The 18,392-nt window shown below is 72.4% G+C and carries 14 protein-coding genes; 9 read left to right on the top strand and 5 right to left on the bottom strand.

The genetic code is table 11. From position 1 onward, the window contains the following. Positions 1-207: 207 nt before the first annotated feature. Together AB0447_RS13895 and AB0447_RS13890 are read right to left on the bottom strand one after the other, a co-directional pair. Positions 208-864 carry an MBL fold metallo-hydrolase gene (locus AB0447_RS13895; protein WP_366476842.1) on the bottom strand — a complete coding sequence of 219 codons (657 nt, stop codon included), beginning with the start codon at positions 862-864 and terminating at the stop codon, positions 208-210. Between the two features lie 10 nt (positions 865-874). After that, a complete protein-coding gene (locus tag AB0447_RS13890; protein WP_366476841.1) occupies positions 875-1,564 on the bottom strand; it encodes a maleylpyruvate isomerase family mycothiol-dependent enzyme in 690 nt (229 codons plus the stop codon). Between the two features lie 172 nt (positions 1,565-1,736). Between AB0447_RS13890 and uvrA the strand changes: the two genes are divergently transcribed. Beyond that, positions 1,737-4,682, top strand: a complete 2,946-nt coding sequence (uvrA, locus tag AB0447_RS13885) for an excinuclease ABC subunit UvrA (RefSeq protein WP_366476840.1) — start codon at positions 1,737-1,739, stop codon at positions 4,680-4,682. A gap of 201 nt (positions 4,683-4,883) precedes the next feature. Here uvrA and AB0447_RS13880 read toward each other — a convergent pair whose 3' ends face one another. Then, entirely contained in the window at positions 4,884-5,534 is a 651-nt protein-coding gene (locus tag AB0447_RS13880) for an NAD(P)H-binding protein (protein ID WP_366476839.1), read from the bottom strand. A 70-nt stretch (positions 5,535-5,604) separates the two neighbouring features. Next, positions 5,605-6,507: a carbohydrate kinase gene (locus AB0447_RS13875; protein WP_366476838.1), complete on the bottom strand. Its 903-nt coding sequence runs from the start codon at positions 6,505-6,507 to the stop codon at positions 5,605-5,607. A 92-nt stretch (positions 6,508-6,599) separates the two neighbouring features. Here AB0447_RS13875 and AB0447_RS13870 point away from each other — a divergent pair, with 92 nt between their 5' ends. Then, positions 6,600-7,028 carry a Rieske (2Fe-2S) protein gene (locus AB0447_RS13870; RefSeq protein WP_366476837.1) on the top strand — a complete coding sequence of 143 codons (429 nt, stop codon included), beginning with the start codon at positions 6,600-6,602 and terminating at the stop codon, positions 7,026-7,028. A 119-nt stretch (positions 7,029-7,147) separates the two neighbouring features. On the opposite strand, the gene AB0447_RS13865 is transcribed toward AB0447_RS13870, so the two are convergent. Continuing rightward, positions 7,148-8,110 carry a hypothetical protein gene (locus AB0447_RS13865; RefSeq protein WP_366476836.1) on the bottom strand — a complete coding sequence of 321 codons (963 nt, stop codon included), beginning with the start codon at positions 8,108-8,110 and terminating at the stop codon, positions 7,148-7,150. A gap of 228 nt (positions 8,111-8,338) precedes the next feature. Here AB0447_RS13865 and AB0447_RS13860 point away from each other — a divergent pair, with 228 nt between their 5' ends. From AB0447_RS13860 to AB0447_RS13830, 7 genes are all read left to right on the top strand, one after another. After that, on the top strand, positions 8,339-8,938 hold the full coding sequence (locus AB0447_RS13860; protein ID WP_366476835.1) for a papain-like cysteine protease family protein: 600 nt from the start codon (positions 8,339-8,341) through the stop codon (positions 8,936-8,938). A 5-nt stretch (positions 8,939-8,943) separates the two neighbouring features. Continuing rightward, on the top strand, positions 8,944-9,732 hold the full coding sequence (locus tag AB0447_RS13855) for a hypothetical protein (RefSeq protein ID WP_366476943.1): 789 nt from the start codon (positions 8,944-8,946) through the stop codon (positions 9,730-9,732). Positions 9,733-9,994: 262 nt separating this feature from the next. Beyond that, positions 9,995-12,025 carry an excinuclease ABC subunit UvrC gene (gene uvrC, locus AB0447_RS13850; RefSeq protein WP_366476834.1) on the top strand — a complete coding sequence of 677 codons (2,031 nt, stop codon included), beginning with the start codon at positions 9,995-9,997 and terminating at the stop codon, positions 12,023-12,025. Beyond that, positions 12,022-12,957: an RNase adapter RapZ gene (gene rapZ, locus AB0447_RS13845; protein WP_366476833.1), complete on the top strand. Its 936-nt coding sequence runs from the start codon at positions 12,022-12,024 to the stop codon at positions 12,955-12,957. Before uvrC ends, rapZ begins: the two co-directional genes overlap by 4 nt. Continuing rightward, positions 12,954-14,003 carry a uridine diphosphate-N-acetylglucosamine-binding protein YvcK gene (gene yvcK / locus AB0447_RS13840; protein ID WP_366476832.1) on the top strand — a complete coding sequence of 350 codons (1,050 nt, stop codon included), beginning with the start codon at positions 12,954-12,956 and terminating at the stop codon, positions 14,001-14,003. The genes rapZ and yvcK overlap by 4 nt, the downstream gene beginning before the upstream one ends. After that, positions 13,994-14,983, top strand: coding sequence for a DNA-binding protein WhiA (gene whiA / locus AB0447_RS13835; RefSeq protein ID WP_366476831.1), 990 nt, complete (start codon positions 13,994-13,996; stop codon positions 14,981-14,983). Before yvcK ends, whiA begins: the two co-directional genes overlap by 10 nt. 359 nt (positions 14,984-15,342) lie before the next feature. Next, entirely contained in the window at positions 15,343-18,303 is a 2,961-nt protein-coding gene (locus AB0447_RS13830; protein WP_366476830.1) for a M14 family zinc carboxypeptidase, read from the top strand. Positions 18,304-18,392: the final 89 nt, after the last annotated feature.

Below are 18,392 nucleotides of genomic sequence, written 5' to 3'. Positions count from 1 at the left end.
TGCCGGGGGAGTGATCTTCGTGCATGGAGCTCCAACTACCCCTTCACGCGCGCTCGGGGGGTGCGTTCGGTCACGCTCGACCGGAAGGAGTGCACCGTACCCCGGTGTTGACCGGGGACCGACGGGTTCTCGCCAGGCGGCGGACGCGCGGGAGCGCATGCCCCGGCCGGTCCTCCCGAGGGGTCGGGAGGACCGGCCGGGAAGGGATCACCAGCCGCGCTCGCGCCACTCGGCCAGGTGCGGCCGCTCGGAGCCGAGCGTGGTGTCGTTGCCGTGGCCCGGGTAGACCCAGGTCTCGTCGGGCAGCTGCCCGAAGATCTTCTCCTCCACGTCCCCGATCAGGCTGGCGAAGGCGTCCTCGTCGCCCTGGGTGTTGCCGACGCCGCCGGGGAAGAGGCAGTCGCCGGTGAACACGTGCGGGTGGCCGTGCGGGTCGTCGTAGACCAGCACGATCGAGCCGGGGGTGTGGCCGACCAGGTGGCGGGCGGTCAGCGTGACCCGGCCGACCTGGATCGTGTCCCCGTCCTCGACGGGCACGTCGGTCGCGACCGGGATGCCTTCGGCGTCGTACGCCCCGGCGTACGTCCGTGCGCCGGTCGCCTCGACCACCGCCTGCAGGGCGCCCCAGTGGTCACCGTGCCGGTGGGTGGTGACGACGGACGCGATGCCGTCGTCGCCGATCAGGTGCAGCAGGGTGTCGGGCTCCGCGGCCGCGTCGATGAGCAGCTGCTCGCCGGTGGCCCGGCAGCGCAGCAGGTAGGCATTGTTGTTCATCGGGCCCACGGCGACCTTGGAGATCATCAGATCCGCGAGTTCGTGCACGTCGGCCGGTCCGCCGACCTTCACCGCTCCGCTGTACGTCATGTACGCAATCCTAGAGCGGCGGGAGGGCCGGAAGGGGGCCGCCCTCGGTGGTCAGGGAGGCGCCCTTGTCGGCGCGGCCGGCCAGCCAGGCCAGCAGCTGCGGGGCGGTGCCGCGGACGGTGACGGCGGGCTCCCCGGCCGAGCCGGTGCGCCAGGTGCCGCCGTCGGCGGAGACCAGCTCGGTGGCCGGTACGCCGGCGTTGCCCGACCAGCGGTCGGCGAGGAAGTCGATCTCCCGCGCGGTGAACTCCGCCGGCAGGTCCGCCAGCTCGTAGCCGATGTTCAGGTCGACGTGGTGCAGCTCGACCTCGACGAGGCGGCGGAAGGGGATCCGGGAGGCGGTGTCGGTGACGCCGTTGCGGAGTTCGACGGTCCGGGACCAGTCCTGCGGGGTCTCGGTGGTGGCCTGGAAGCGGGTCCAGGAATCACGGAGGTCCGCCAGCTGTTCTTCCAGAGGCCGGTCGGCGTCGCGTGCGATGTCGGCGTCCCGGGCCTCACCGCTCACGTACATCGGGCGGCCCTCGAAGACGTTGACGAGGGCGTCGGCGTTGCGGGCGAGGTGGGCCAGGACGTGGCCGCGGGTCCAGCCCGGGAGGTGTGACTCCTCGGCCAGGGCGGCGTTGTCCAATTTCGCGACCGCGCTCAGCAGCCGCTCGGTGGCTTCACGTACAGATTGCAGGTCGTGCACATGATCAATCATGGGCCGACCCTAGCCGTCGCCACACGATCGGGTGAAGCACCCGGTCGAGTGCCGAAAATCGAATGCACGTGCTATACGCTCGGAAGTCCGGACTCAATCCAGACTCCATCCGTTGCCGAGCCGCCCCCCATACCCTGGGACGGGGGCCCGTGCCCCCACCCTCTCCAGAAAGGTGCGGACCGGCGTGACCGACCGTCTCATCGTTCGTGGCGCTCGCGAGCACAACCTGAAGAACGTCTCGCTCGACTTGCCCCGCGACTCCCTCATCGTCTTCACCGGACTCTCCGGGTCGGGCAAGTCCTCCCTGGCCTTCGACACGATCTTCGCCGAGGGCCAGCGCCGCTACGTCGAGTCGCTGTCCTCGTACGCGCGCCAGTTCCTCGGCCAGATGGACAAGCCCGACGTCGACTTCATCGAGGGCCTCTCCCCGGCCGTCTCGATCGACCAGAAGTCCACCTCGCGCAACCCGCGCTCCACCGTGGGCACGATCACCGAGGTCTACGACTACCTCCGCCTGCTCTTCGCCCGCATCGGCAAGCCGCACTGCCCCGAGTGCTCCCGCCCGATCTCCCGGCAGTCGCCGCAGGCCATCGTCGACAAGGTGCTCGCCCTGCCCGAGGGCAGCCGGTTCCAGGTGCTCTCGCCGCTGGTGCGCGAGCGCAAGGGCGAGTTCGTCGACCTCTTCGCGGACCTGCAGACCAAGGGCTACAGCCGGGCCCGGGTGGACGGGGAGACCATCCAGCTGTCCGAGCCGCCCACCCTGAAGAAGCAGGAGAAGCACACCATCGAGGTGGTCGTCGACCGCCTCACGGTCAAGGAGAGCGCCAAGCGCCGGCTCACCGACTCCGTGGAGACCGCCCTCGGCCTGTCCGGCGGCATGGTCATCCTGGACTTCGTCGACCTCGCCGAGGACGACCCCGAGCGCGAGCGGATGTACTCCGAGCACCTCTACTGCCCGTACGACGACCTGTCCTTCGAGGAGCTGGAGCCGCGCTCCTTCTCCTTCAACTCGCCCTTCGGCGCCTGCCCCGACTGCACCGGCATCGGCACCCGCATGGAGGTCGACCCGGAGCTGATCATCCCCGACGAGGACAAGTCCCTGGACGAGGGCGCGGTCTCCCCGTGGTCCCTCGGCCACACCAAGGACTACTTCCAGCGCCTGATCGGCGCCCTCGCCGGTGAGCTCGGCTTCCGGACCGACATCCCCTGGGCCGGGCTGCCGCAGCGCGCCAAGAAGGCCCTGCTGTACGGCCACAAGACGCAGATCGAGGTCCGCTACCGCAACCGGTACGGCCGCGAGCGGGCCTACACCACCGCCTTCGAGGGCGCCGTGCCGTTCGTCAAGCGGCGGCACTCGGAGGCCGAGAGCGACTCCAGCCGGGAGCGCTTCGAGGGCTACATGCGCGAGGTGCCCTGCCCGACCTGTGAGGGATCCCGGCTCAAGCCGATCGTGCTCGCGGTCACCGTGATGGAGAAGTCCATCGCCGAGGTCTCCGCCATGTCGATCAGCGAGTGCGCGGACTTCCTCGGCCGGCTCCGGCTGGACGCACGCGACAAGAAGATCGCCGAGCGGGTGCTCAAGGAGGTCAACGAGCGGCTGCGGTTCCTGGTCGACGTCGGCCTGGACTACCTGTCCCTGAACCGCGCGGCCGGCACCCTCTCCGGCGGCGAGGCCCAGCGCATCCGGCTGGCCACCCAGATCGGCTCCGGCCTCGTCGGCGTGCTGTACGTCCTGGACGAGCCGTCCATCGGCCTGCACCAGCGCGACAACCACCGGCTGATCGAGACCCTGGTCCGGCTGCGGGACATGGGCAACACGCTCATCGTCGTCGAGCACGACGAGGACACCATCAAGGTGGCCGACTGGGTCGTCGACATCGGCCCCGGCGCCGGCGAGCACGGCGGCAAGGTGGTCCACAGCGGCTCGCTGAAGGAGCTCCTGAAGAACACCGAGTCGATGACCGGGCAGTACCTGTCCGGCAAGAAGTCGATCGCCGTGCCGGACGCCCGCCGCCCGGTCGACGGGGACCGCCGCCTCACCGTCCACGGCGCGCGCGAGAACAACCTGCGCGACATCGACGTGTCCTTCCCGCTGGGCGTCCTCACCGCGGTCACGGGTGTCTCCGGCTCCGGCAAGTCCACCCTGGTCAACGACATCCTGTACACGCACCTGGCGCGCGAGCTGAACGGCGCCCGGTCGGTACCGGGCCGGCACACCCGGGTCGCCGGCGACGACCTGGTCGACAAGGTGGTCCATGTCGACCAGTCCCCGATCGGCCGGACGCCCCGGTCCAACCCGGCCACGTACACGGGCGTCTTCGACCACGTCCGGAGGCTGTTCGCGGAGACGATGGAAGCCAAGGTGCGGGGCTACCTGCCCGGCCGCTTCTCCTTCAACGTCAAGGGCGGCCGGTGCGAGAACTGCTCCGGCGACGGCACCATCAAGATCGAGATGAACTTCCTGCCGGACGTGTACGTGCCGTGCGAGGTCTGCCACGGGGCGCGCTACAACCGGGAGACCCTGGAGGTCCACTACAAGGGCAAGTCCATCGCCGAGGTGCTGGACATGCCGATCGAGGAGGCACTGCACTTCTTCGAGGCGGTGCCGACGATCGCCCGCCACCTGCGGACGCTGAACGAGGTCGGTCTGGGTTACGTCCGCCTCGGACAGTCGGCGCCGACCCTGTCGGGTGGTGAGGCACAGCGCGTGAAGCTGGCGTCCGAGCTGCAGAAGCGGTCGACGGGGCGCACGGTGTACGTCCTGGACGAGCCGACGACGGGCCTCCACTTCGAGGACATCTCGAAGCTGATCAAGGTGCTGTCCGGGCTGGTCGACAAGGGCAACTCGGTGATCGTCATCGAGCACAACCTGGACGTCATCAAGACCGCGGACTGGGTCATCGACATGGGTCCGGAAGGCGGATACGGGGGCGGGCTGGTCGTCGCCGAGGGGACGCCGGAGGAGGTCGCGTCCGTGGGGGCCAGCCACACCGGCAAGTTCCTGCGGGACATCCTGGGGGACCGGGTGTCTGACGCGGTGCAATCGACGCCGGGTCGGCGGGCGCCGGCCAAGAAGGCGGCGGCGAAGAAGACGACGACCCGGGCGCGCAAGGCGTAGCGGGGCGGGGCGCGGGGATCCGCTGCGCGCGGCTGTTCCCCTACCCGCCCCTTCCCGAACTGGGGGCAAGCCCCCAGCCCCCCGGTCCGGCGCTTCGCGCCGGGTGCGCTCAAACGCCGCGCGGGCTGCTTGCAGCCCCGCCGGCGCTTGAGGCGCGGGTCTGGGGCGGAGCCCCAGTTCGGGAAGGGCACCGCGCAGCGGCTACGCCGAGATGCCGACCGTCTGGCGGACGTACGCGGGCTCCGCCACCGCCAGGAGCAGCGCGTCCGCGACGTCCGCGCGGGGGATCGACCGGCCGCCGGGGACGTTGCCGCCGAACACCCGGCGGTACCGGCCGGTGTGCGGCTTGTTCAGCAGCCGCGGCGGCCGGATCACCGTCCACTCCGTGTCGCTCGCAGCGATCACCGCCTCCATCACCGCCAGATCCGCGTACAGATCCCGCAGCGCCCGCCGCAGCAGCGGCAGCAGCACGGTCCGGGTCAGCACCCCGTCCTCCGGCACGTCCGGACCCACCGGCGCCGCGCTCACCACGACCAGCCGCCGCACCCCCGTCCGCCCCATCGCCTCCAGGATCGCTCCGGCCGCCGGCCCCGTGACCGGAGCCGCCTTCGCCTTCTTGTTCGTTCCGGCGCCCAGCGCCGAGATCACCGCGTCCCGGCCGGCCAGCACCGGCAACAGCGCATCCGCGTCGGTGAGATCCGCGACCGTGGCGATCAGCAGCAGAGGGTGCGCGGGCACCCCCAGCCGGCCCGGATCACGGACCACCGCCGTCACCTCGTGACCCGCGTCGAGTGCCTGCCGGACGACCTCGCGGCCGACCCCGCCGCTGGCACCGAACACCGTGAGTTTCATGGGCCCCCCAGGGCAGTCAGCGATGAGTGGTCAGTGAAAAGAGGCGCCCAGTGCACCGGCGCGCCTGCATTCACTCATGCCGCGCTTCAGGCCCGGCGGATACGCACTCGAGCTCGGCCGCATGCGGCGGCTCCGCCCCCGGGCGGGTGCAGGTGATGGCGGCGGCCCGGGCCGCGTACGCGAGAGCGGCGGCCCAGTCCACCGGGCCCGGCCCGGAAAGCCGGTGCAGCAGCGCCGCGTTGACCGTGTCGCCCGCCCCGATGGTGTCCGCCACCCGGACCCGCACCCCCGCCGCGCGGTGCTCCTCGCCCGCCCGCGTGCGGACCGTCAGGCCCGCCGCGCCCCGGGTCAGGACGACCGCCGAGGCCCCGGCCGCCAGCCAGTCCTCCGGCCGTCCGCCCAGCCACTGGGCGTCCTCCTCCGACAGCTTCAGCACGGACACGTACGGCAGCCAGGACCGGAAGCGGGAACGATACGCCTCCGGGTCCGCGATCAGCGCGGGCCGGATGTTCGGGTCCAGCAGGGTGAGCAGCCCGCGCCCCGCCTCCCGCCGCAGCAGCGCCTCGTACGCGCTCGCGCCCGGCTCCAGCACCAGCGAGCAGGTGCCGAGGGCCAGCGCCCGCGCCCCGGCCGGAAGCCGCTCCGGCAGGGCGAACAGCCGGTCCGCGGTGCCCTGCGTGTAGAAGCCGTACGCCGCCGAGCCGTCGGGGGCGAGCGAGGGCACGGCCAGCGTGGTCGGCTCGGGCCCGCGCTGCACCAGCGACAGGTCCACCCCCGCCGCCCGCAGCCCGGCCAGCAGGGTCTCGCCGAAACCGTCCGTGGACACCCGGGAGCAGAACGCCACCTCGGCACCGAGCCGGCCCAGCGCCAGGGCGGTGTTGTACGGGCCGCCGCCCGGCCGGGGCAGCAGCGCGCCCGGCGGCTGCGCCACGGGCACCAGGTCGATCAGGGCTTCTCCACCGACGACGATCACAACCGGAACCTATACCGGCCGGGGGCGGCCGGACCCCCGCCGGTAGGGTCGGAACCCTCCGTACCGCCCGCCCCGCCCCTGGGAGAGAACCGATGTCCGCGCAGCCCGCCGCCCGCCGTACCGTGCTCAAGGGCGCCGCCGCCCTCGCCGGGGCCGCCGGCGCCGGAGTGTCCCTCTCCGCCTGCTCCACCGCGACCAACAGCGGCGGCAACACCCCGGCGACCCCCACCGCCCCCGTGGAACTGGGGCCCGCGGCCGACGTCCCGGTCGGCGGCGCCAAGCTCTACCGGGAGCGGAAGGTCCTCGTCAGCTGCCCGGCCGAGGGCCAGTACAAGGCGTTCAGCGCCCAGTGCACGCACGCGGGCTGCGTCCTCGACAAGATCGTCGAGAACGAGGGGAACTGCCCCTGCCACGGCAGCCGCTTCGACGTCACCACCGGCAAGGTGCTGCGCGGCCCGGCCGACACCCCGCTGCCGGCGGTACCGGTGCGCGCCGAGGGCGGCAAGCTCATCGCCGGCTGAGGCCACGGCAAGAGGCCACGGCAGGGGTCAGGGCCAGGGAAAGGGGCCAGGAGCCAGGGCCAGGGGAAGGGGCCGGGAGCCAGGGCCGGGGGAAGGGGCCGGGGCCGCGGGCCGGGTGCTCATTCCCAGTCCCAGCCGATGCCCAGGATGCCCCGCCGGACCCCCTGCTCCACCAGGTGCACGCTGCGGTGCCGGCCGCTCGGCGTCAGGTCCGCCAGGCCGGTCCGCGGGGCGCCGGGCCCGGCCTGGCCGAACCGGGTGCAGCGCACCGGGAGGGCTGCCTCGTCGAAGCGGATCTGGAGCACGTACTGGCCGCCCGCATAGCTGAAGCCGCGGATGTACTCGCTGCTGCTGCCCGCGGTGCCGTCCTCGAAGCCGTACCCGAAGACGTAGGTGTCCCCGCTCCGCAGCCGGGCGTCGAAGAGCAGCTCGGCGACCACCACCCCGGCCTCCCGGTGCCACCGGATCCGCCCGGTCCGGCAGTTCTCCTCCGCCCGCACCCGCACCCGGGCCGGGTCGCAGCCCGGGTCGCCGTGGTGGATGGCCAGGTAGCGGTCGACGCCGTCGCGGTGCGCCCGTACGACGTGCTGGGAGTCGCGGCCCTGCAGCTCGCGGCCGGGCCCGATGCGCACCCGCTCGTGATGGCCGAGGGTGTGCAGGCCGCCGTCCGCCGGCACCTCCAGCCCGGCCAGCAGCTCCTCCACGGCCGCCCCGACCCCGATCAGCGCGCGGTACGGGCGTGCGGCCGGCCGGACCGGCTCGGCCGTGCCGTCCTCCGGGCCGAGCAGCCGCGCCAGCGAACCGCCCGGCAGCTCCAGGATCTGCTCCAGGGCACGCACCGCCTTGAGGGACTCCGGCCGCCGGGGCCGCCGGGCGCCCTGTTGCCAGTAACTGAGGCTGGTCACCCCCAACTTGATGCCGCGGGCGGCGAGCCGGTGCTGCACCCGGTGCAGCGGCAGCCCGCGCGCGGCGAGCGCGGCCCGCAGTGCGAGGTGGAAGGGACCGGCCCGGAGCAGCTGCGCGAGTTCGGCGGAATCCGTTCGGTCCGCAGGGTCCGTTGCGCGGTTTCCGGACGAGCGCATGGCGGCTCCTTACGTGAACGTTCACGCGGGACGGGGCGGGAGGGGGCGCCGGTGACTCCTGTGGTCCAGGTGGCAGCGCGACGGCCGTTCACACCGCAGTCTCCCCGTTCACACTGCAATGTCACCGTGCATTGAAGCCTGTTGACCTGATCGCGACAACAGCCTGATGCTCCTGCACAGCGTCCGGACGCGCTCCTCCACCCCCACTTCCCCACTGGGAGGAACGCGATGCGCAACCGAAAGGGGCGGCTTTCCCTGGCCGCCTTCATCACCACTCTGCTGTTCGCACTGCCCGCCGGCACGGCAACCGCCGCCGATGCCGGGGCCGCGGACGCGAACGCCGCCCTCGCCTACAAACGGCTGAACATCACCATGCAGGCCCAGCAGAAGACCAACTGGTGCTGGGCCGCGGGCGGCAACACCATCGCCACCTGGTTCGGCCGCAACTACAGCCAGAACCAGTTCTGCAACGCCGCCTTCAACCGGCAGCAGGGCACCGAGTGCCCCAACAACCAGGCCACCCTCGGCAACGTCCAGAACGGCCTCAGCTGGGCCGGCATCAACCCCGGCTCGTACGTGACCGGATGGCTGCGGTACAGCACCGTGCAGACCGAGATCAACGCGAACCGGCCGATCGAAACGCGGATCCAGTGGTCCAACGGCGGCGGGCACATGCACGTCATCTACGGCTACGACACCGCCAACAGCTGGGTGTACTGGGGCGATCCGTGGCCCTCCAGCGACCGCTACAACTGGGCGTCGCACGCCTGGTACGTCAACAACGACACCTTCTCCTGGACCCACTCGCTCTACCGGATCGGGGCGTGACCGCCATGAGCCTCCGCGCAGCCGCCCTCACCGGCGCCCTCACCGCCGCCGTACTCGGCCTGGCCCCGCAGGCCGCCTCGGCCGCCCCCGTCCCGCAGCCGCCGGCCGCCACCGCCGAGGTCAAGGCCGCCGCCCGGCAGGCCGCCGGGGCGCCCGACAGCCTCGCCACCCTGTCCCGGTTCTTCGCCCGCGAGGGCAAGGTCACGCTCGCCGCGGCCCGGCCCAGAGTCGAGGGCGAGGCGATACCCGTCCACTACCTGTCCCCGGACTTCGTCGCCGGCAAGGCCGGAGCACCGGTGGCCCGGCTCGAGTTCCTGGCCAGCAAGGCGGTCTCCTCGGACGGACAGCAGGCCGCCCTGTGGACCGCGAAGACCGCGGCCGGCTGGCAGGTCGTCAACATCGCGACCGGCGACGACGAATTCCGGTACGCCGGGCTGGGCGCGGCGAAGCTGCCCGGCGGGACGGTGTTCCGGGAACCGCAGATCGACGCGTGGTACGTGGCCGGGGGCGAGCGGGTGCTGCCGCTGGACGAGGACGCGGTGCGGGCGGTCGGCCAGGGGACCACGCTGGCGGCGTACCGGGAGCGGGTTGCTGCGGCGTACGGGGACAAGTTGCCGGGGTCGGCGTATGCGAAGGGGGGGAAGGCCGGTGGGTACGCCGCTGTGGAGGCGGCGGCCTCCCCGGGTGGCTCGGGCGGACCTGGCGGACCTGGCGGAATCGCGGTGGCCGGGGCCGGGGCCGGGGCGCTGGCGCTGGCCGGCACCCTGCTCCTGCGCCGCACCCGCCGCACCTGACCCACGGACCCCTGGGGCCCCGCGCACCCGCTGCGCGGGGCCTTTCCCCACCCCGCCCCTTCCCGAACCGGGGCTCCGCCCCGGACCCCGCGCCTCAAACGCCGGCGGGGCTGGGTAGGGCTCCGACGCCGGTGGGGCTGGGTTGCTGCGCAGCGGCAATTCCAGCCTCGCCGGCGTTTGAGGGGCGGGGGTCCGGGGGCAGGCCCCCGGCAGCGGCGCCGCACCGCACCGCGTGTCGGTGGGCGCCAGTAGGGTGGACGGCATGGCCGACCCTTCCAGCTACCGCCCTCAGCCGGGGCAGATCCCCGACTCCCCGGGCGTCTACCGCTTCCGCGACGAGCACCGCCGGGTGATCTACGTCGGGAAGGCCAAGAGCCTGCGCCAGCGCCTGGCCAACTACTTCCAGGACGTGGCCGGGCTGCACCCCCGTACGGCCACCATGGTCACCACCGCCGCCTCCGTCGAGTGGACCGTGGTGTCCACCGAGGTCGAGGCGCTCCAGCTGGAGTACTCCTGGATCAAGGAGTACGACCCCCGGTTCAACGTCAAGTACCGCGACGACAAGAGCTACCCCTCCCTGGCGGTGACGCTGAACGAGGAGTACCCCCGCGTCCAGGTCATGCGCGGCCCCAAGCGCAAGGGCGTGCGGTACTTCGGGCCGTACGCGCACGCCTGGGCCATCCGCGAGACCGTCGACCTGATGCTCCGGGTGTTCCCGGTACGCACCTGCTCCGCGGGCGTGTTCAAGCGGTCCGCGCAGATCGGCCGGCCCTGCCTGCTCGGCTACATCGGCAAGTGCTCGGCCCCCTGCGTCGGCCGGGTCACCCCCGAGGAGCACCGGGAACTCGCCGAGGACTTCTGCGACTTCATGGCCGGCCGGACCGGGACCTACCTCTCCCGGCTGGAGAAGGAGATGCACGCCGCGGCCGAGGAGATGGAGTACGAGAAGGCCGCCCGGCTGCGCGACGACATAGGGGCGCTGCGCCGCGCCATGGAGAAGAACGCCGTCGTCCTCGCCGACGCCACCGACGCCGACCTGATCGCCGTCGCCGAGGACGAGCTCGAAGCGGCCGTCCAGATCTTCCACGTCCGCGGCGGCCGGGTGCGCGGCCAGCGCGGCTGGGTCACCGACAAGGTGGAGGCCGTGGACACCGCCGGCCTGGTCGAGCACGCCCTCCAGCAGCTCTACGGGGAGGAGACCGGCGAGAGCGTCCCCAAGGAGGTGCTGGTTCCGGCGCTGCCCGAGGACACGCCCGCGCTCAGCCAGTGGCTCGCCGAGCGGCGCGGCTCCCAGGTCAGCCTGCGGATCCCGCAGCGCGGCGACAAGAAGTCGCTGATGGAGACCGTCCACCGGAACGCCCAGCAGTCCCTCGCCCTGCACAAGACCAAGCGCGCCAGCGACCTCACCACCCGCTCCCGGGCCCTGGAGGAGATCGCCGAGGCCCTGGACCTGGACAGCGCCCCGCTGCGGATCGAGTGCTTCGACATCTCGCACCTGCAGGGCGAGGACGTGGTCGCCTCGATGGTGGTGTTCGAGGACGGGCTGGCCCGCAAGAGCGAGTACCGGCGGTTCCAGATCAAGAGCTTCGCGGGGCAGGACGACGTACGGTCCATGCACGAGGTGGTCCAGCGGCGCTTCCGGCGGTACCTCCAGGAGAAGCTGAAGACGGGGGAGTGGGAGCCGGAGGACCCCGAGGAGGGTGCGGAGGTCCGCGCCGAGGACGACGGGCGGCCCAAGCGGTTCGCCTACCCGCCCCAGCTCGTCGTGGTCGACGGCGGGCAGCCCCAGGTGGCGGCCGCCCAGCGGGCCCTGTCGGAGCTCGGCATCGACGACGTGGCCGTGTGCGGCCTGGCCAAGCGGCTGGAGGAGGTGTGGCTGCCCGGCGAGGACGACCCGGTGGTCCTGCCCCGCACCAGCGAGGGCCTCTACCTGCTGCAGCGGGTCCGTGACGAAGCGCACCGGTTCGCCATCCGGTACCAGCGCAACAAGCGGGGCAAACGGCTCAGGGTCAGCCCGCTGGATGACGTGCCCGGTCTCGGTGAAAGCCGTAAACAGGCCCTCGTCAAGCATTTCGGTTCGGTGAAGAAGCTGAGGCAGGCGACAATTGATCAGATCTGCGAGGTCCCGGGCATAGGACGCAAGACGGCCGAGACCGTGGCCGCGGCCCTCGCCCAGGCGGCCCCCGCAGGCCCTGCCGTCAACATGGCGACAGGAGAGATCATGGAGGACGAGGAGCCCGCAACCGCGGAAACCTCATCCGGACGGGGATCTGAACGGGGAGCCGAGAAATGACCGCGCACGACCGAGACGGAGCACAGGTGAGTACGGGCACGACAGTGGAGCCCGGCGAGGTCGCCGAGGCGGCCATCCCCGAGCTGGTGATCATTTCCGGTATGTCCGGAGCGGGCCGGAGCACGGCCGCCAAGTGCCTGGAGGACCTCGGCTGGTTCGTCGTGGACAACCTGCCGCCGGCCCTGATCCCCACCATGGTGGAGCTGGGCGCCCGCTCCCAGGGCAATGTGGCCCGCATCGCCGTCGTCGTCGACGTCCGCGGCCGCCAGTTCTTCGACGCCCTCCGCGAGGCCCTCGCCGACCTCGACTCCCGCGGGGTCACCCGGCGCATCGTCTTCCTGGAGTCCTCCGACGACGCCCTGGTCCGCCGCTTCGAGTCGGTCCGCCGCCCGCACCCCCTGCAGGGCGACGGCCGCATCGTCGACGGCATCGCCGCAGAGCGCGACCTGCTGCGCGAGCTGCGCGGCGACGCCGACCTGGTGATCGACACCTCCAGCCTGAACGTGCACGAGCTGCGCGCCAAGATGGACGCCCAGTTCGCCGGCGACGAGGAGCCCGAGCTCCGCGCCACCGTCATGTCCTTCGGCTACAAGTACGGCCTCCCGGTCGACGCCGACCTGGTCGTGGACTGCCGCTTCATCCCCAACCCGCACTGGGTGCCGGAGCTGCGCCCGTTCACCGGCCTCAACGAGGAGGTGTCCGGCTACGTCTTCAACCAGCCCGGCGCCAAGGAGTTCCTCGACCGGTACGCCGAACTGCTCCAGCTCATCGCCACCGGCTACCGCCGCGAGGGCAAGCGCTACGTGACCATCGCGGTCGGCTGCACCGGCGGTAAGCACCGCAGTGTCGCCGTGTCCGAGAAGCTCGCAGCACGCCTCGCCTCCGAGGGAGTCGAGACCGTCGTCGTACACCGGGACATGGGGCGCGAGTGACCGGACGGAGCCTGCGGCTGCGCCGCCTGCGCCGGCTGATCCTGGGACGTGACGAGACGTCCCGGGCGGCCCGCCGTCGCGGCGCCCAGCCCAAGGTGGTCGCCCTCGGCGGCGGCATGGGCCTGTCGGCCTCGCTGGCCGCGCTGCGCCGCATCACCGGCGACCTGACGGCCGTGGTGACCGTCGCCGACGACGGCGGCTCCAGCGGCCGGCTCCGGGAGGAGCTCGGCGTGCTGCCCCCCGGCGACCTGCGCAAGGCGCTGGCCGCGCTGTGCGGGGACGACGACTGGGGCCAGACCTGGTCCCGGGTGATCCGGCACCGCTTCGAGTCCGAGGGCGACCTGCACGGGCACGCGGTCGGCAACCTGCTGATCGTCGCCTTGTGGGAGCAGCTCGGCGACCCCGTCCAGGCCCTCGACCTGGTCGGCAAGTTGCTCGGCGCGCACGGCCGGGTCCTGCCGATGTCGGCCGTCCCGCTGGAGCTCCAGGCCCTGGTGCGCGGCCACGACCCGGCCCGCCCGCAGGAGGTGGACACCGTCCGCGGGCAGGCCACGGTGGCCCTCACCCCGGGCGAGGTGCAGTCCGTCCACGTCGTGCCGCACGGCCCGCCGGCCGTGCCGGAGGCCGTCGAGGCGGTCCTCGATGCCGACTGGGTGGTGCTCGGCCCGGGCTCCTGGTTCTCCTCCGTGATCCCGCACCTGCTGGTGCCGGAACTGCTCGACGCGCTGTCCCGGACGAAGGCCCGGCGGGTCCTCTCGCTGAACCTCGCACCGCAGCCCGGCGAAACAGAGGGCTTCTCTCCGCAGCGTCATTTGGAGGTTTTGGCCCGACACGCCCCTAAACTCGCCCTGGACGTGGTGCTGGCCGACCAGGCCGCCGTGCCCGACCGCGAGTCCCTCGCCGATGCCGCAAAACGCTTCGGTGCCGCGGTCGAGCTGGCGCCGGTGGCCAGGGAAGACGGCTCTCCGAAGCACGACCCGGAGCTGCTGGCCGCTGCGTACGACCGTATTTTTCGGATGCATGGAAGGATCGGCCCATGGCGATGACGCCAGCGGTGAAGGATGAGATCTCCCGGCTCCCCGTCACCCGGACCTGCTGCAGGAAGGCGGAGGTCTCGGCGATTCTTCGGTTCGCGGGCGGGCTGCACCTGGTGAGCGGGCGGATCGTCATCGAGGCGGAGCTGGACACCGGGATCGCGGCCCGCCGGCTGCGCAAGGACATCCTGGAGATCTTCGGCCACTCCTCGGACCTGGTGGTGATGGCCCCGGGAGGTCTGCGGCGCGGCAGCCGGTACGTCGTACGGGTCGTCGCCGGCGGGGACCAGCTGGCCCGCCAGACCGGGCTCGTGGACGGCCGCGGACGGCCCATCCGGGGTCTCCCCCCGCAGGTGGTCTCCGGGGCCACCTGTGACGCCGAGGCGGCCTGGCGCGGTGCATTCCTGGCCCACGGCTCGCTGACCGAGCCCGGCCGGTCCTCCTCCCTGGAGGTCACCTGCCCCGGCCCGGAGGCCGCCCTGGCCCTGGTGGGTGCCGCCCGGCGGCTCTCCATCGCCGCCAAGGCGCGCGAGGTGCGCGGCGTGGACCGGGTCGTGGTCCGGGACGGCGACGCGATCGGCGCCCTGCTGACCCGGCTCGGCGCCCACGAGTCGGTGCTGGCCTGGGAGGAGCGGCGGATGCGCCGCGAGGTGCGGGCCACCGCCAACCGGCTCGCCAACTTCGACGACGCCAACCTGCGCCGCTCGGCGCGGGCCGCCGTGGCCGCCGGCGCCCGGGTGCAGCGCGCCCTGGAGATCCTCGGCGAGGAGGTCCCCGAGCACCTCGCCGCGGCCGGCCGGCTGCGCATGGAGCACAAGCAGGCCTCCCTGGAGGAACTCGGTGCGCTCGCCGACCCGCCGCTGACCAAGGACGCGGTCGCCGGCCGGATCCGGCGCCTGCTGGCGATGGCCGACAAGCGCGCCCAGGACCTCGGCGTCCCGGGCACCGAGTCGAACCTCAGCGAGGAGATGGCCGACAACCTCGCGGGCTGACCCCCCCGGTGTGGGCAGTCGTTCCGCCGGGGCGGAACGGGTGGGCACACCGGAACGGCGGCCCGCAGGGACCGCGCAGCGTGAACGGCCACCGCCCTCAGGGCGGTGGCCGTTGCCGTACCCGGGGCCCGGGCCGCGGGCCGGGGCCGGGGGCACGCTGCGCGACCGGCGCGGGCCGTCGTGCCGTGTGCCCACCCGTGCCGCCCTGCGGCACGACTGCCCACACGGCGCGCCCGCACGGCCGGGGGTGGGAAAAACGCCGCGCGCGCCGGTACGCCCCATTGACATGGGCACGGAGGGTCGTGAGCCTGGCCTGCGAAACGCAATGCTTTCGTGGCTGACGACGCCCAGGGGGGCATATGAGGCACCGCGCGAGAACGATCCTCGCGGCCAGCGCACTCGTCTTCGGTTCACTCGCCGCCTTACCCGTGGCGGCCCAGGCCCAGCCCGGCGCCGACCGGGGCCAGGCCCGCGACGAGGTACGGGTCTACGACGCAGACATCACCCGGGAGCAGGTCCCGCTCGTCCTCGCCGCCGGCCAGGACGCACACGAGCTCTCCGAACAGGCCCCCGCCCAGGGCACCGCCCGGGTCGAGCTCTTCCTCACCGGAGCCCAGGCCGAGCAGCTCGGCGCCCAGGGCGTCAAACTCGCCGAACGCAAGGCGAAAGCCGGCGCCTCGGCCCGCGCCCGGGCCGCCGGGGACGGCGTGTTCCGCCCCTACAGCGGCAAGGGCGGACTGGCCGAGGAGATCGTCCGCACCGGCCAGGCCAACCCGGGGATCACCAAGGTCGTCTCCATCGGCAAGACCGTGCAGGGCAAGGACATCCTGGCCGTCAAGGTCAGCAAGAACGCCCGCCGGGCCGCGGACGGCTCGAAGCCGTCCGTGCTCTACATGTCCAACCAGCACGCCCGCGAGTGGATCACGCCGGAGATGACCAGGCGGCTGCTCCACCACTACGTCGACAACTACGGCAAGGACCAGCGCATCACCCGGCTGATCGACTCCACCGAGCTGTGGTTCGTGCTCTCCGCCAACCCGGACGGGTACGACTACACGCACGCCCCCGACGGCCGGCGGCTGTGGCGGAAGAACCTCCGCGACAACAACGGCGACGGCAAGATCACCACTGGAGACGGGGTCGACCTCAACCGGAACTTCGCCTACAAGTGGGGCTACGACAACGAGGGCTCCTCGCCGAACCAGTCCAGCGAGACCTTCCGCGGAGCCGGCCCGAACTCCGAGCCCGAGACCGTCGCCCTGGACCGCTTCCAGAAGCGCATCGGCTTCGAGTACGGCATCAACTACCACTCCGCCGCCGAGCTGCTCCTGTACGGCGTGGGCTGGCAGGTGGCCACTCCCACCCCCGACGACGTGCTCTACAAGGCACTCGCCGGCACCCCGGAGAACCCGGCCGTCCCCGGCTACCACCCGCAGCTCTCCTCCGAGCTGTACACCACCAACGGCGAGGCCGACGGCCACGCCGCCAACGTCAACGGCATGATGATGTTCACGCCGGAGATGACGACCTGCCGGACCGCCTCCCAGGCCGACCCGGACGACCCGTGGAAGCCCGAGGACTGCGCCTCCGGCTTCAACTTCCCCGACGACGAGAAGCTCATCCAGGCGGAGTTCGCCAAGAACATCCCCTTCGCGCTGTCCGTCGCCGAGACCGCCGGCCACCCCGACCGGCCCTCCTCCACCGTGGGCCTGAGCGCGGCCGACTTCACCCCCGACGCGTTCACCACCTCCTGGGCCGGCCGCGGCCAGGACCAGGAGATCGCGGTCACCGCCCGCAAGTCCTTGCGGGACAAGGAGCTCAACTACCGCATCAACGGCGGCCGCACCCACGACGAGGACCTCGAGGCCTGGAAGGGCGGCGAGACCTACGGCGGCGAGGACAACAACTGGTTCGACGAGTACCGGGCCGAGGTCGACGGGGCCCGTCCCGGAGACCGGGTAGAGATCTGGTTCACCGGCCGCGACCGGACCACCGGCAAGCAGGTCTCCAGCGAGCACTTCACCTACACCGTGGCCGACCGGCCCCGCGCCGACGTCCTGGTGATCGCGGAGGAGGGGGCGAAGGCCCAGCACGCCCAGGCCTACGTCGACGCGCTGCGCGCCAACGGCAAGTCGGCCGCCGTCTGGGACGTCGCCGTCCAGGGCGCCCCGCACCGGCTCGGAGTGCTGTCCCACTTCTCCACGGCCGTGCACTACACGGGCGCCCAGGTGCCCGGCGGACCCACCCAGCTCGCCCTCCGCGCCTTCCTCAACGAGGGCGGCAAGCTGATCGAAGCCGGCGAGCGGGCGGGCGGCAACGCCCAGGTCGGCCCCGCCGTCACCGACGACTTCAGCCAGTACTACCTGGGTGCCTACGGGCGGGCCGGGACCAAGGGACCGACCGGCTTCACCGGCACCGGCACCCTGTCCGGAGCGGCCGGCGGCCTCGCCGGGGCGGCGGGCAACCCGCTGGACACCCCCGGCGCCTACACCGTCACCTCCGACACCCTCTCCCCGGACCTGTTCCCGCAGTTCAAGAGCGCGCAGGCGGGCCAGTACGCCGGCGTCGTGAATCCGTACGCCCCACAGGCCGGCGCGTGGATGGCCTCGGCCACCCACGCGGACGACGACTGGAAGCGGCTGGTCCGGACCGTGGATCTCACCGGGGTGAGCGCCGCCGACAAGCCGGTGCTGAAGCTGGCCCTCAACTGGAACACCGAGCCCGGGTACGACCACGCGGTCCTGGAGGCCCGTACCGCCGACGGCGACGACTGGACCACGCTGCCCGAGGCCGGCGGACTGACCGGCACCACGGTGCCCGAGGAGTGCGAGGCCGGGTTCTTCCTCAACGGCCACCCGTTCCTGCGCCGCTACCTGACCCTGGACGGCGCCGGCTGCACCCCGTCCGGCACCAGCGGCTCATGGAACAGCTTCACCGGGTCCTCCGGCGGCTGGAAGCAGGTCTCCTTCGACCTGAGCCGGTACGCGGGCAAGAAGGCGGAGCTGTCGCTGGCGTACATCACCGACCCGGGATCCGGCGGCCGCGGCGTCTTCATGGACGAGGCCCGGCTGTCCGTGGGCGGCACCGACCAGGCCGCCGAGGGCTTCGAGACCTCGATGGGAGTCTGGTCCGCCCAGGGTCCACCTGCCGGAAGTCCCGTGGTTCCGGGCGATTGGTCCCGAACCGGCGAGCTGTTCAAGTCCTACGCGGCCGTCACAACGCGTGACACCGTGCTCCTCGGATTCGGGCTGGAACACGTCGCCGTGTCCGGGGATCGAGATGTACTGATCAGTAAGGCCCTCCGGTCCCTTCGCCGCTGACCCGACGCTGACTCTCCGTGACGGGCAGGCGGTCCCGAACGGCCCGTACCGGACCCCCGGTACGGGCCCGGGACAAGGCCTCCCCCCAT

The organism is Streptomyces sp. NPDC051211 (assembly GCF_040689505.1).
Classification (GTDB): domain Bacteria; phylum Actinomycetota; class Actinomycetes; order Streptomycetales; family Streptomycetaceae; genus Streptomyces.
The sequence above is the reverse complement of the archived record's forward strand: the minus strand, read 5'-3'. Positions and strand labels throughout refer to the sequence as shown.